We start from the raw sequence: 12,858 nt of genomic DNA on the forward strand, positions 1-12,858 counted from the left end.
GGGTGGGGGCCGTCTCTATCGGTCCTGCACCCATGACCCACAACCTCCCCACCCAAGCCGCCCGCATCGCCGAGGACATAACCTCCCTCGCCGAGATCACCGACCCCGGCCACGCCTACACCCGCCGTGCCTTCACCCCGATGTTCCTGCGCGGCCGCGAATGGCTCATCCGCCGTTTCGAGGCCGCCGGCCTCGAAACCCGCATCGACGCCTCCGGCAACCTGATCGGGCGCCGTCGCGGCAGTGTCGGCGGCAGCACGATCATGCTGGGCTCCCACTCCGACACCGTTCCAGACGGTGGCCGCTTCGACGGCATTGCCGGCGTGTCGGCCGCACTCGAAGTCGCCCGCGCCCTCCACGATCAGGGCATCACCCTCAGGCACGACCTTGAGATCGTCGATTTCCTCGCCGAAGAGGTCTCGATCTTCGGCGTCTCCTGCGTCGGCAGTCGTGGCATGGCTGGCGCGCGGCCCGAAGCCTGGCTCGATCGCGAAGTGGATCAGTTCACGCTGCGCGAGGGCATCGCCGAAGTCGGCGGTAATCCGGGCAGGGCCGAGAAGCGCGAGGACATCGCCGCCTTCCTCGAGCTCCACATCGAGCAAGGCCCGGTGCTCGAGGACGGGCACCTGGATATCGGCGTCGTCACCGCCATCGCCGGCATTACCCGCATCGAGATCATCGTCGATGGCCGCGCCGACCACGCCGGCACCACCCCAATGGGCTCGCGCCAGGACGCGTTGGCGACGGCGGCGCGGCTGGTCATCGGCATCGAGGCACTCGGCACACGGCTCAGCAAGGGCCCGTTCCACTTCGCCGCCACCGTCGGTGAATTCTCGATCGAGCCCGGCGCAGCCAACGTCGTCCCGTCGCGCGCACGCCTGCTCGTCGATGCCCGGGCCGAGCGCCGGGCCGACATGGAAACCTTCATCGCCGAACTCACCGCGCTGACCGCGGCGGTCACCGCCGAGACCGGCGTCGCGATAGAGCCGCCGTTGACCATTTCCGACAATTTGCCAACGCCTTGCGACGACTTCGTGCTGAATACACTGGACGCGGCAGCCGTGACCGTGGGCGCGCGCCATCGCCGCATGGCTTCGGGCGCGGGACACGACACGGCCTGGATGGCGCGGATCACCAGGGCAGCGATGATCTTCATCCCCTGCCTCGGCGGACGCAGCCATACGCCTGAAGAATATGCGGAAACGGCAGACGTGGCGCTCGGCGCCGCCGTGCTGCTGGAGGCGGTGAAGCGCTTGGACAAGGACTTGTAGTATGGGTCGCGTATTGACCGAGAAGGATGTCGAGCCCGCCGTGAAGGGTGGCTCCGTTTACGCCGCTGGCGGCGGTGGCTGGGCTGACCATGGCCGCATGCTGGGCTATGCCGCCACCTCGATCGGAAAGCCTGAACTGGTCGATATCGAAGAGCTGAGCCCCAAGGACTGGGTCGCCACCTCCGCCGCGATCGGCGCACCTGCTTCGACCACCGCGTGGGAGATGCAGGGCCGCGACTATGTGAAAGCCGTCGAGCTGTTGCAGGAGGCGCTCGGCGCCCCGCTCGCCGGCCTGATGATCGGCCAGAACGGCAAGAGTTCCACCCTCAATGCCTGGCTGCCTGGCGCCATCCTCGGCACCAAGGTCGTCGACGCCGTCGGCGATATCCGCGCCCATCCCACCGGCGACATGGGCTCAATCGGCATGGCGTCTTCGCCCGAACAATCGATCCAGACTGCCGTCGGCGGAAACCGCGCCGAGAACCGCTACATCGAGCTGGTGACGCGCGGCGCCACGGCGAAAATCTCACCGATCCTCCGCACTGCCTCCGACATGTCGGGCGGCTTCATCGCCTCGTGCCGCAACCCGGTCCGTGCGAAGTATGTCCGCCGCAACGCAGCGCTCGGCGGCATCTCGCTGGCGCTGGAACTGGGCGAAGCGATCATCGCGGCGGAAGCGAAGGGCGGCTCGGCCGTCATCGACGCCATCGTCAAGACAACGGGCGGCTCGATCCTCGCCAAGGGGACCGTGACGCAGAAGGACCTCGTCTACACCAAGGAGGCCTTCGACGTCGGCAAGTTCGTCCTCAACGAGGGCGACAAGGCCATCACCATCCACACCATGAACGAGTACATGGCAGTGGACGATGCGGGCGGCAATCGCCTCGCCACCTTTCCCGACGTGATCACCACGCTCGACGCCTCCGGCACCCCGCTCTCGGCCGGACAGCTGCGCGTCGGCATGTTCATCTTCATCCTCCACGTGAGCAAGAAGATCATCCCGCTCTCGACCTCTGTCATCGAGCCAGCCGTGTTCCCGCCCGTGGAAAAAGCGCTGGGCATCGAACTCGCGAAATACGCGCTGGACGGGGTGAAACCGAAGAGGAACGGCGGCGTGAAGGGCTGGGAGTAGCGGTACCCGACTGAAACAGACGGCCCCCTCCCATCCTCCCCATAAAGGGGGGAGGTGAAGAGTCGGGGCTCGGACTTCGATCGTGCCAAGAACACTGGCCGGCACCTCCCCCATTATGGGGGGAGGATGGGAGGGGGTCGTCTCGGCCAATGGTGTGCGCTAGAAACACCGCATGCCCAAGCCCAATCCCCGCCATCCGAATTTCCCCATTCCCTCCGGCCCTGTCCTCCGCGCCAAAGGCTGGCGGCAGGAGGCGCTGCTCCGCTTGCTCGAAAACGTCCTCAGCGTCGGCGAGGACCCCGAAAAACTCATCGTCTACGCCGCTTTGGGCAAGGCGGCTCGCAACTGGGCGGCGCATGAGCAGATCGTCAAAACGCTGACCACGATGGACGAGGACCAGACCCTCGTCATCCAGTCGGGCAAACCGATCGGGCTGTTCAAGACCCATGCGCAGGCGCCGCTGGTCATCATGGCGAACTGCAACATTGTCGGTCAGTGGGCCAAGGCCGAGGTGTTCTACGAGCTTGAGAAGAAGGGCCTGATCGCCTGGGGCGGACTCACTGCCGGCGCCTGGCAATATATCGGCAGCCAGGGAGTCATCCAGGGCACCTACGAGATCTTCATGCGCATTGCCGAGAAGCGCTTCGGCGGCTCGCTCGCCGGGCGCTTCATCCTCACCGCCGGCATGGGCGGCATGGGTGGGGCGCAGCCGCTGGCCGGGCGTATGGCCGGCGCCGCGATCCTCGATATCGATGTCGACCCCGCCCGCGCCATCAGGCGTAAGGAGATCGGCTATCTCGAGCACATCGCGCCCGACCTCGATACCGCGCTGGCGATGATCGAGAGCGCCGTGCAGGAGAAGCGCGCGACTTCGATCGGCCTCGTCGCCAACGCCGCCGACGTTTATCCCGAGATCCTCCGCCGCGGCATCATCCCCAATATCGTCACCGACCAGACCAGCGCGCACGATCTCGTCTATGGCTACGTCCCCGCCGGCATGAGCCTCGATGAGGTAAAGCGCCTGCGCGTCGATGGCCAGGGCCAGCTGATGGCCGCCAGCCGCGCCTCGATTGCCTCCCACGTCCGCGCCATGCTGGGATTCCAGCATGCGGGGGCCGAGGTGTTTGACAACGGCAACCTGATCCGCACGCAGGCAAAGCAAGCCGGCGTCGAGAATGCCTTCGATATCCCGATCTTCACCGAAGCCTACCTGCGACCCCTCTTCGCCCGCGCCATCGGCCCCTTCCGCTGGATGGCGCTGTCGGGCGAGCCCGAGGATATCGGCCGCATCGACGATCTCGTCCTCGAGATGTTCCCGGAAAACAGGATCGTCACCAACTGGATCTCGCTCGCCCGCCAGTACATCCCGTTCGAGGGCCTGCCGGCCCGTATCGCCTGGCTCGGCCACGGCGAGCGGACAGCACTGGCGCTACGGGTCAACGAACTGGTCCGCAACGGCGCGCTTAAGGGCCCGGTCGCCTTCAGCCGCGATCACCTCGATGCCGGCGCCATGGCGCATCCCAACATCATGACCGAGAACATGAAGGACGGCTCCGACGCCATCGCCGACTGGCCGCTGCTCGACGCCATGCTGCTGACGGCCTCGATGGCGGACCTAGTGGTCATCCACTCGGGCGGCGGCGGCTATGCCGGCTTCATGACTTCGGCGGGGGTGACGCTGGTGGCGGATGGCACCGCGGCAGCGGACGAGCGGCTGTCGCACGCACTCACCAACGACACCGGGCTGGGCGTGATGCGCTACGCCGACGCCGGGTACGAGGAGTCGAAGGACGAGGCGGAGAAGAAGGGGCTCGAGTGGTATGACTTGAGCGGGAAGTAAGGCGGCATCCTGCCGTCACGCCCCCCTCCGAGCTAGGCTAGGCAGCAAGCTGCCAAGCTTCACTACCCTCCCCATCAAGGGAAGGAAACGACAGAGCCGGGACATCTCAGTCGGGTCTCCCTCCCCCTTGTGGGAGGGAGTACCACGCGAAGCGTGGTGGGTGGGGGTGGCCCCGCGCTCCAGTGCTACTTCTGCCCCGGCAGCGGATACCGCTCCACTTCCCGCAGCAACTCGATGAACGCCCCCACCGCCGTTTCCACCGTGATCCGGCCCTTGTCGGCCGTTGCGAGGTGCGCCTCACCGGCCGTTCCCAGCGGATTGATGTCGCTCGCGATCCACGCATAGCTCGTCGGCCCTGTCGGGCGCATGTACTTGTAGCCCTGCTCGTCGCGGGCGGCGACCGAGGGGTAGTCCTGCAGCTTGTCGGTATTCACCAGCTCGGGCCGCAAATGCATCACCACCGACGTCTCGCTGTCGCCGCCATGGATGCCGTGGCGGTTCTCGATGTCGGAGTAGATGTCCTTGGGCCAATACTGGCTCCAGCCGGTCTTCACCGCCAGCATCCCAGCCCTCACGCGCAACTCGCGCGCGACGATGTCGAGGATCGAGACGTTCCCGCCGTGCGAGTTGACGAACACGACCTTCCTGATGCCGGTCCGGGCGATCTCGAGCCCGATCTGCGTCCAGGCGTCGATAAGGTTGGTGGCCGTGTGGCTCAGGGTCCCGGTCTGCCAGATATGCTCGTTGGACTTGCCGATCGCCTGTACCGGCAGGATGCGGATATCCAGATCCTTGGGCGCGCGCTGCACGAGGAGGTCGAGATGCCCCTGGTTGATGATCGTATCCGTCCCCACCGGCAGATGTGGGCCGTGCTGCTCCACGGCGGCCGTCGGGAAGATCGCAATGGTCTTGTTCGGATCGAGGTCGTGGAATTCGAAGGCGGAGAAGTCGTTCCACCAGATCTTGCGGTACGTCATGGATAAGTCCCTGAAGAATCAGCCGGGCGTCGCGGCGATGGCCTCGATCTCGACCACGAATTCGGGCCGCGCGAAACCGGCGACAATCATCAGTGTCGAGGCCGGGAACGGCTCCCTGAACAGCTTGTTGCGCACCTGCATGTAGGGCTGCAGGTGCTCGCGGCCGGTGACATAGGCATTGATGCGGACGATGTCCTTCAGCCCCATGCCGGCCTCGCCCAGAATCGCCAAGATATTGCCGAACGCGAGCTCCGCCTGCGCCGCGCAATCGGGAGGGATGGTGCCGTCCTTGGCGATGCCGAGTTGTCCCGAGACAAAGACGAAGCGCGAGCGGGACGCGACTTCGACGCCGGGGCTGTAGGGCGCGAAGGGCGGGTGGATGCTGGTTGGCGAAAGCGGCTTATGCACAGGACCCCCGGTGTGTATGCTCAGCTAAGCGTCAAACGACTGCGAAAGGAAGCCCCAATCTCGCCTCGATTGCCTAATCCGGAAGCAACTCGCCGGATGGGCGCATTTTTGGGCTTTTCTTTTGCCGAGGGGCGCGGAATGAATGGCTAGGTGTGCCCGCGAGGCACGGAATTTTGCCGACCAGCCGGGCGGGGGACATGCCTGGCGGCTACCTTAACAGGGAGACTAACGATGATGGACTTCACCAAGCTCGTCGCAGCCGGCGTGGTAACGCTGGCACTGGGCGTGACGGGCGCCATGGCACAGGACAAAGTGACCTTTGCCACCAACTGGCTGGCACAGGCCGAGCACGGCGGGTACTATCAGGCCGTCGCCGACGGCACTTACGCCAAGTACGGCCTCGATGTGACCATTGCGCAGGGTGGCCCGCAGGCCCCGATGCGGCCGCAGCTGGTGGCCGGCCAGGTGCAGTTCTACATGGGCGGCTCGACCGGCGCGATCAACAGCGTCAAGGAAGGCATCCCGACCATCACGCTGGCGGCGATCTTCCAGAAGGATCCGCAGATCCTGATTTCGCACCCGGGAAAGTTCAAGACGTTCCCCGAACTGGCCAATGCCGACAAGTACATCCTCGCCGCGGATGCGCTCTCGTCCTACTTCTCTTGGCTGAAAGCCGCATTCCCGGCGTTCGTTGAGGAAAAGTACGAGCCGTACCAGTTCAACCCGGCCTCGTTCCTCGCCGACGAGAACGCCATCCAGCAGGGCTACCTGACCTCGGAGCCCTACTCGATCGAAAAGGAAGCCGGTTTCTCGCCCGACGTCTGGCTGCTCGCCGACCAGGGCTACTCGCCCTACTCGACGACCATCGAAGTCATGAAGCCCTGGTACGAGGCCAACAAGGATGTGGCCAAGCGCTTCGTCGAAGCCTCGATCATCGGCTGGTACAACTACCTCTACGGCGACAACAAGGCCGGCAACGACCTGATCAAGGCCGACAATCCGGAAATGACCGACGAGCAGATCGCCTACTCCATCGCCAAGATGAAGGAATACGGCATCCTGACTTCGGGCGAAGCCGAGACCAAGGGCATCGGCTGCATGACCGACGCACGCTGGAAGGACTACTACGACTCGAGCGTCGCGGCTGGCGTCTATGAAGCCGGCATCGACTACACCCAGGCCTACACTACCGAGCTCGTCTGCCAGGGCCTCGGCGTAGACCTCGTGAAGTAAGCGCGCTATTCGACCAATCGGCGCCGGCGATTCCGTCGGCGCCGTTCCGACCCTAACCTGGGCCATAAGCATTTTGACTGACACTTCATTTGCCGCGCAGCCAGCCGCCACCGCGGGCAAGAGCCCAGTCGTGGTGACGATGCGCAACGTCTCCAAGTTGTTCTCGAACGGCACCCTCGCGCTCAAGGACATGTCGCTCGACGTCCGGCGCGGCGAATTCCTGTCACTGCTCGGCCCGTCAGGCTGCGGCAAATCCACAGCGCTCCGTATCATCGCCGGCCTTGGCGAGCCGAGCACGGGACAGATCGACTGGCCGTCGAGCCAGCTGGACAGTCGCGGTAAGCCCAAGGGCGACATCGGCTTCGTCTTCCAGGAGCCGACGCTGATGCCGTGGGCGACGGTGTTCGGCAACGTGTACCTGCCGCTGCGGCTGAACGGCGTCTCGAAGTCGGATGCCAGGCCACTCATCATGGAAGCGCTGGCTGCAGTTGGCCTCGCCGACTTCCACAAAGCCTATCCGCGCGAGCTGTCGGGTGGCATGAAGATGCGCGTCTCCATCGCACGCGCGCTCGTAACCAAGCCGAAGCTGCTGCTGATGGATGAGCCGTTCGCGGCTCTCGACGAAATCACCCGCCAGAAGTTGAATGACGACGTGCTGCGCCTGTGGCGCGAGACCGGGATCACGGTGATCTTCGTGACCCACTCGGTGTTCGAGAGCGCCTTCCTCTCCAACCGCATTGTCGTGATGCGAGCCCGGCCGGGCCAGGTCTACACCGACCTACCGCTCCACACGTCGCTCCAGCGCGACTCCCACTACCGGACTTCCGAGGAATACCGCTCGACCACCGACACGGTGTCGCGTGCCCTGCAGGAAGCCATCGAGATCGGAGCGGCTGGCAAATGACCGACGCTGCAACCGCCACCAAAGCCGCCGAGGCGGGCACTGACAGCGCTGTCGCCATCGTCGTCAGCAAGACCAGCCTGAGCGAGAGAGTGCTGCGCGTCGTGATCCCGATCGCGATGGTACTGCTCGCCATCGGGCTCTGGCAGCTCCACATCACCGTCAACCAGGTGCCGCGCTATATTATGCCGGCGCCGGCCGACGTGATCACCACCCTGTTCACCGACTGGCCGACGCTCTATCCGTCGCTGCTGGTGACGGTGCGGGTCACCCTCACCGCCCTGGCCCTTGCCCTCATCGGCGGTGTGGGGCTGGCGATCATCCTCGTCCAGTCCAAGTGGATCGAGCTCGCCATCTTCCCGTTCGCGGTGATCCTGCAGGTCACGCCGATGATCGCCATCGCGCCGCTGCTGATCATCTACATCAAGGACCCGCAGACGGTGCTGCTGACCTGCGCGTTCATCGTGGCATTCTTCCCGATCCTCTCGAACATGGTCGCCGGGTTGAAGAGCGTCGACCACAACCTGCTCAACCTGTTCGAGCTCAATGGCGCGAGCCGCTGGCAGACGCTGATCTACCTTAAGCTCCCGTCCTCCCTGCCCTATTTCGCCGCGGCACTCCGCATCGGCGGTGGCCTGTCGCTGATCGCAGCCGTGGTGGCCGAATTCGCGGTCGGTTCGGCCGGGCGCGGCTCGGGACTCGCCTTCCGTCTGCTCGAATCCGGCTATCGCCTGAACTATCCGCGGCTCTATGCGGCCCTGATCCTGCTGATGGCCACCGGCGTCGCCATCTTCGCCCTCACCAGCTTCATCTCATGGCTGCTGCTACACCGCTGGCACGAGAGCGCCCTCAAGCGGGAGAATTGATTGTGCTGACTGAGAGAGACGGCCCGCTCCTATCCTCCCCCACAAGGGGCGCGGCTCCGTATCCAGTGTTTGGCACCATCGAGCGTCCGTCTCGACTCTTCACCTCCCCCTTCATGGGGCAGGATGGAAGGGGGCCGTCTGCCAGCGGTCGGCACCTCTGATGCACGGCACCCCAACCCTCTCTACCGGCACCGTTACCCTCCGGAACGCGAGCGTCCCCAGCGCTGCCATGGGCAAAATCGGCGACGGCACCGTCGCATCCGTCGACATCGAGATCAATGACGGCCGCATTGCCGCCATCCGTCCCGCCGGCTCAGCGCCCATCGACGGCGCCAGCTATGACCTCGACTCCGGCCTCATCCTTCCCGCCTTCGTCGACATCCACACCCATCTCGACAAGGGCCACATCTGGCCGCGCAAGCAGAACCCTGATGGCACCTGGCTCGGCGCGCTTCTTGCCGTCGGCGCCGATCGCGAGCACAATTGGGCCGCATCCGACGTCGAGCGCCGCTTCGACTTCGCGTTACGCTGCGCCTTTGCACACGGTACGGCGGCCATCCGTACGCACCTCGACTCTGCTCCGCCGCAACATGAGATCAGCTGGACGCTGTTCGAACAGATGCGGGAGCGCTGGGCCGACCGCATCGAGCTCCAGGCCGTCTCCATCGTGGGGCCCGATACGCTCGTGAACCCGGCCGAGCTCGACACCGTCGCCCGGCAGGTCAAATCCTCGGGTGGCATCCTCGGCGGCTCGGTTGCCGAGTATGCCCGCTCGAAGGAAGCCATGCTTCGCGTGGTCGAGAAGGCCGGCGAGCTGGGACTCGATCTCGATCTCCACACCGACGAGACCGGCGACCCATCCGCACAGGCCCTGCTGCATCTCGCCGAGGCCGTGCTTGAAACCGGCTACAAGGGCAAGGTGATGGCCGGCCATTGCTGCGTCCTCACCGTGCAAGACGAGCAGACGGTCCGGCACACCATCGACAAGGCGGTCGAAGCCGGCATCGCCATCGTCTCTCTGCCCATGTGCAATATCTACCTGCAGGACCGCGAGAACGGGAACGGCGCCGTCCGCACCCCGATCCGCCGCGGCGCGACGCTGCTCAACGAGTTCAAGGCGGCCGGCGCCGTCGTCGCCATCGCGTCCGACAATACGCGCGACCCGTTCTACGCCTATGGCGATCTCGACGGGGTCGAGGTGCTGCGCGAAGGCGCCCGCATCCTCCAGTTCGACCACCCGCAGGACAAGGCGTGGGACTGGGTCCGCGCCGTCGGCTCGGCGCCATCGGCGCATGCTGGCTTCAGCTACAAAGCGGTGATCGAAGTCGGCGCGCCCGCCGATCTCGTTCTATTCCGTGCCCGCACCTGGACCGAGCTTAACGCCCGCCCGCAATATGACCGCATCGTGCTTCGCCGTGGCCGGCAGATCGATACGACCCTGCCCGATTATCGCGAACTCGACGACCTGATGGAGTAGTTGATGGACATTGCCGCCTTCCGTGCCGCCCTCGGCGACATTCCCGTCGAAGACAATCCCCGCATCGTCCAGCAGAAGAGCCGCGACCACTACTGGTACTCGCCGCGCCTCAAGCAGCAGCTCGAGAACGTCACGGCGCAGCTCGTCGTCTCGCCGCGCTCGGTCGACGAGGTCGTCGCCACGCTTCGGGCCGCCTTCGCGCATGAAGTACCGGTCACGCCGCGCGGCGCCGGCACCGGCAATTACGGGCAGGCCATGCCGCTCTCGGGCGGCGTGATGCTCAACCTCATGAACCTCAACAAGGTGATCAAGATCGAGCAGGACCGGGTGCGCGCCGAAGCCGGCGTCATCCTCGAGCAGCTCGACGAGCAGACCATCCACGCCGTCAACGGCGAGATGCGCTTCCACCCCTCGACCTATCGCATGGCCTCGCTCGGCGGCTTTATTGCCGGCGGCTCGGGCGGTGTCGGCTCCATCCGCTGGGGCGGGCTGCGCAACTTCGGCAACATCCTTGGTCTGAAGGTTGTGACCTGCGAAGCCGAGCCGCGCGTCCTCGACCTGCGCGGTCCCGATATCCTCAAGGTGGCGCATGCCTACGGCACCAACGGCATTATCGTCGAGGCCGAGATGCCGCTCGCGGCCCACTATGACTGGGTCGACATGATGGTTGGCTTCGACTCGATCATGGAGGCCTGCGCCTTCGCCGAGCAGGTGGCGCTGCAGGATGGCCTGCTGTGCAAGGAGATCTCGCCCGTCGCTGCGCCGGTCGCGCACGACTATTTCAACCGCCACCGCCCATATATCCGCAGCCGCGAGCAGTCGGTCGTCCTGCTGATGGTGGCGCCCGCCGCCGTGCCGGCGATGGTTGATTTCATCAATTTCCACGAAGGCGACCTGCTGCTCCGCATGGACACGCTGGCGCCCGAGGAGAAGGCCAAGCTCCCCCCGATTTACGAGCTCGCCTGGAATCACACGACCCTGCGCGGCCTGAAGATCGATCCGACCATCACCTACCTCCAGACCCAGTATCCCGACCTCGCTCACGTCCAATGGGCCGTCGACACGTTCGGAGACGAGTTGCCGATGCATATCGAGATGACCCGCTTTGACGGGCGCGTCGTATTCTCGGGCCTGCCAATCGTGCGCTACACCTCCGAGGAGCGGCTCGAAGAGATCATCAAGCTGCACGAGGACAATGGCTGCTTCGTCTTCAACCCGCACCGCTACACCCTCGAAGAGGGCGGGATGAAGAAGACCGACCGGGCGCAACTTCAGTTCAAGAAGGAGGCCGATCCCAAGGGTATCCTCAACCCGGGCAAGATGATCGCCTGGGACGATCCGGACTTCGATTTCGAATCCGGCCGCACCTGGCTGTTCGACGGACTGCACACGCTGGGCGCGGCCTGATGCGGGTTCTCGTCGTCCATGCCCATCCGGTCGAAACCAGCTTCAACCGGGCCCTGTTCAACGCCGTGTGCGAGACACTGCAGGCCAAGGGCGACGAGGTCGACGCGCTTAACCTCTACGACGAGGAGTTCCCCGCCGTGATGAGCCGAACCGAGCGGCTCGAGTATCACGATGTGCCGGGCAACCTCACGGCACTGACCAAACCCTATGTCGACCGCATCCGTGCGGCCGAGAAGATCGTTTTCGTCCATCCGGTGTGGAACTACGGCTATCCGGCCATTCTCAAAGGCTTTTTCGACCGTATCTTCCTGCCGGGGGTGAGTTTCGTGCTGGTCGGCGGCACCGAGTCCGACAAGGGCAAGCTCGTGCCCAACATGAAGAACATCAAGAAGGTCGCCTACGTCACCACCTATGGCGGCGACCGCTGGCGCACCTGGATCATGGGCGACCCGCCCCGCCGCCTTGCCATGCGCTGGGCCTGGGTCACCTTCGGCACGCTGCTGCCGCCCAAGTACCTCGCGCTCTACGACATGAACAACCAAACCCCAGCCGGATTGACCGGCTTCATCGACAAGGTAAAGCGGGCGATGGAGCGGTTCTGAGCCGCCACACCGTGCCTGATCGCTGAGTTCATCCGGTGATCGGCTGCAGCCGTAGCGTGACCTTTGCCCTACCCACCGGCGTCATCCCCGCGAAAGCCGGGACCCAGTGGGATGCTTCAGCACCCTCTCATGCAGATAGTCCGGCACTGGGTTCCCGCTTTCGCGGGAATGACGGGGGTGAAGTTGGCCGCCGCTACTGCGCCTACTGCCCCTGCTTCTCCAACCACGCCAGCATATCGGCGATCTCCTTCTCCTGCGCCGCGATGACCGCCGTCGCCAGTTCCTTCGCCCACGGATCGTCGCCATGCGCCAATTCGGCCTTGGCCATATCGATGGCGCCGCGGTGATGCGGAATCATCGAGCAGACGAAGGCGACGTCGATGTCGGTGGCGGTGCCGCCGGCCATCATGTCGGCATTCATCTTTCCCATACCGTCCATCAGATCGGTGTGCGCCGCATCGCCGCCTCCCATCGCCATGCCGCCACCCATCATCGAGTCGGCGTCGCCTCCCATCATCATCCCCCCGTGCCCGGCGTTTGCGGTACAGACGGCTGGCAGGCCGGCGGACACGGTGACAGGCTCTTGCGCGGTGGCGGCGCCCGGTAGCGTAGCCAGGGCGAGTGCGGCGATCAGTTGCTTGAGCATGGTGAAACTCCTCTCTTTGGCCGGCAAACGTTGCCGACAGATGCGTCGTTCCTGCACCTTCCCATCGTGGCAAGGTCAAGCGCCATTTGCCTTCGCGC

The 12,858-nt window shown here is 65.0% G+C and carries 12 protein-coding genes; 9 read left to right on the plus strand and 3 right to left on the minus strand.

Annotated features, from left to right (window positions below):
* Positions 1-32 precede the first annotated feature (32 nt).
* The 3 genes from ACOYW5_RS07245 to ACOYW5_RS07255 all read left to right on the plus strand — a co-directional run bounded on the left by ACOYW5_RS07245 (position 33) and on the right by ACOYW5_RS07255 (position 4,243).
* Positions 33-1,271, plus strand: coding sequence for a Zn-dependent hydrolase (locus ACOYW5_RS07245; protein WP_423068578.1), 1,239 nt, complete (start codon positions 33-35; stop codon positions 1,269-1,271).
* Position 1,272: 1 nt separating this feature from the next.
* Positions 1,273-2,403, plus strand: coding sequence for a DUF917 domain-containing protein (locus ACOYW5_RS07250; RefSeq protein WP_423068579.1), 1,131 nt, complete (start codon positions 1,273-1,275; stop codon positions 2,401-2,403).
* Positions 2,404-2,575: 172 nt separating this feature from the next.
* Positions 2,576-4,243: a urocanate hydratase gene (locus tag ACOYW5_RS07255; RefSeq protein ID WP_423068580.1), complete on the plus strand. Its 1,668-nt coding sequence runs from the start codon at positions 2,576-2,578 to the stop codon at positions 4,241-4,243.
* 185 nt (positions 4,244-4,428) lie between these two features.
* Here ACOYW5_RS07255 and ACOYW5_RS07260 read toward each other — a convergent pair whose 3' ends face one another.
* Both ACOYW5_RS07260 and ACOYW5_RS07265 read right to left on the minus strand, forming a co-directional pair.
* Positions 4,429-5,220 (minus strand): creatininase family protein, encoded by a 792-nt coding sequence (locus tag ACOYW5_RS07260; RefSeq protein WP_423068581.1) that lies wholly within the window; start codon positions 5,218-5,220, stop codon positions 4,429-4,431.
* 18 nt (positions 5,221-5,238) lie between these two features.
* On the minus strand, positions 5,239-5,628 hold the full coding sequence (locus tag ACOYW5_RS07265; RefSeq protein ID WP_423068582.1) for a RidA family protein: 390 nt from the start codon (positions 5,626-5,628) through the stop codon (positions 5,239-5,241).
* A 231-nt stretch (positions 5,629-5,859) separates the two neighbouring features.
* Here ACOYW5_RS07265 and ACOYW5_RS07270 point away from each other — a divergent pair, with 231 nt between their 5' ends.
* The 6 genes from ACOYW5_RS07270 to ACOYW5_RS07295 all read left to right on the plus strand — a co-directional run bounded on the left by ACOYW5_RS07270 (position 5,860) and on the right by ACOYW5_RS07295 (position 12,114).
* Complete coding sequence (locus tag ACOYW5_RS07270; RefSeq protein WP_423068583.1) at positions 5,860-6,861, plus strand: ABC transporter substrate-binding protein; 1,002 nt, start codon at positions 5,860-5,862, stop codon at positions 6,859-6,861.
* Between the two features lie 139 nt (positions 6,862-7,000).
* Entirely contained in the window at positions 7,001-7,765 is a 765-nt protein-coding gene (locus ACOYW5_RS07275) for an ABC transporter ATP-binding protein (RefSeq protein ID WP_423069422.1), read from the plus strand.
* A complete protein-coding gene (locus ACOYW5_RS07280) occupies positions 7,762-8,628 on the plus strand; it encodes an ABC transporter permease (RefSeq protein WP_423068584.1) in 867 nt (288 codons plus the stop codon). The genes ACOYW5_RS07275 and ACOYW5_RS07280 overlap by 4 nt, the downstream gene beginning before the upstream one ends.
* Positions 8,629-8,788: 160 nt before the next feature.
* On the plus strand, positions 8,789-10,105 hold the full coding sequence (locus tag ACOYW5_RS07285) for a cytosine deaminase (RefSeq protein WP_423068585.1): 1,317 nt from the start codon (positions 8,789-8,791) through the stop codon (positions 10,103-10,105).
* Positions 10,106-11,512 (plus strand): FAD-binding oxidoreductase, encoded by a 1,407-nt coding sequence (locus ACOYW5_RS07290; protein ID WP_423068586.1) that lies wholly within the window; start codon positions 10,106-10,108, stop codon positions 11,510-11,512.
* Positions 11,512-12,114 (plus strand): NAD(P)H-dependent oxidoreductase, encoded by a 603-nt coding sequence (locus ACOYW5_RS07295; protein ID WP_423068587.1) that lies wholly within the window; start codon positions 11,512-11,514, stop codon positions 12,112-12,114. The genes ACOYW5_RS07290 and ACOYW5_RS07295 overlap by 1 nt, the downstream gene beginning before the upstream one ends.
* Before the next feature lie 202 nt (positions 12,115-12,316).
* On the opposite strand, the gene copM is transcribed toward ACOYW5_RS07295, so the two are convergent.
* Positions 12,317-12,760 (minus strand): CopM family metallochaperone, encoded by a 444-nt coding sequence (gene copM, locus ACOYW5_RS07300; RefSeq protein ID WP_423068588.1) that lies wholly within the window; start codon positions 12,758-12,760, stop codon positions 12,317-12,319.
* Positions 12,761-12,858 lie beyond the last annotated feature (98 nt).

This window comes from Devosia sp. CN2-171 (genome assembly GCF_049354815.1).
Classification (GTDB): domain Bacteria; phylum Pseudomonadota; class Alphaproteobacteria; order Rhizobiales; family Devosiaceae; genus Devosia_A.

What these genes read in the sequence shown, in the direction of transcription:
- ACOYW5_RS07250 (WP_423068579.1), top strand. Translation starts at nt 1,273, where the DNA reads ATGGGTCGCGTATTGACCGAGAAGGATGTCGAGCCCGCCGTGAAGGGT.
- ACOYW5_RS07255 (WP_423068580.1), top strand. Translation starts at nt 2,576, where the DNA reads ATGCCCAAGCCCAATCCCCGCCATCCGAATTTCCCCATTCCCTCCGGC.
- ACOYW5_RS07260 (WP_423068581.1), bottom strand. Translation starts at nt 5,220, where the DNA reads ATGACGTACCGCAAGATCTGGTGGAACGACTTCTCCGCCTTCGAATTC.
- ACOYW5_RS07245 (WP_423068578.1), top strand. Translation starts at nt 33, where the DNA reads ATGACCCACAACCTCCCCACCCAAGCCGCCCGCATCGCCGAGGACATA.
- ACOYW5_RS07275 (WP_423069422.1), top strand. Translation starts at nt 7,001, where the DNA reads ATGCGCAACGTCTCCAAGTTGTTCTCGAACGGCACCCTCGCGCTCAAG.
- copM (WP_423068588.1), bottom strand. Translation starts at nt 12,760, where the DNA reads ATGCTCAAGCAACTGATCGCCGCACTCGCCCTGGCTACGCTACCGGGC.
- ACOYW5_RS07295 (WP_423068587.1), top strand. Translation starts at nt 11,512, where the DNA reads ATGCGGGTTCTCGTCGTCCATGCCCATCCGGTCGAAACCAGCTTCAAC.
- ACOYW5_RS07285 (WP_423068585.1), top strand. Translation starts at nt 8,789, where the DNA reads ATGCACGGCACCCCAACCCTCTCTACCGGCACCGTTACCCTCCGGAAC.
- ACOYW5_RS07280 (WP_423068584.1), top strand. Translation starts at nt 7,762, where the DNA reads ATGACCGACGCTGCAACCGCCACCAAAGCCGCCGAGGCGGGCACTGAC.
- ACOYW5_RS07270 (WP_423068583.1), top strand. Translation starts at nt 5,860, where the DNA reads ATGATGGACTTCACCAAGCTCGTCGCAGCCGGCGTGGTAACGCTGGCA.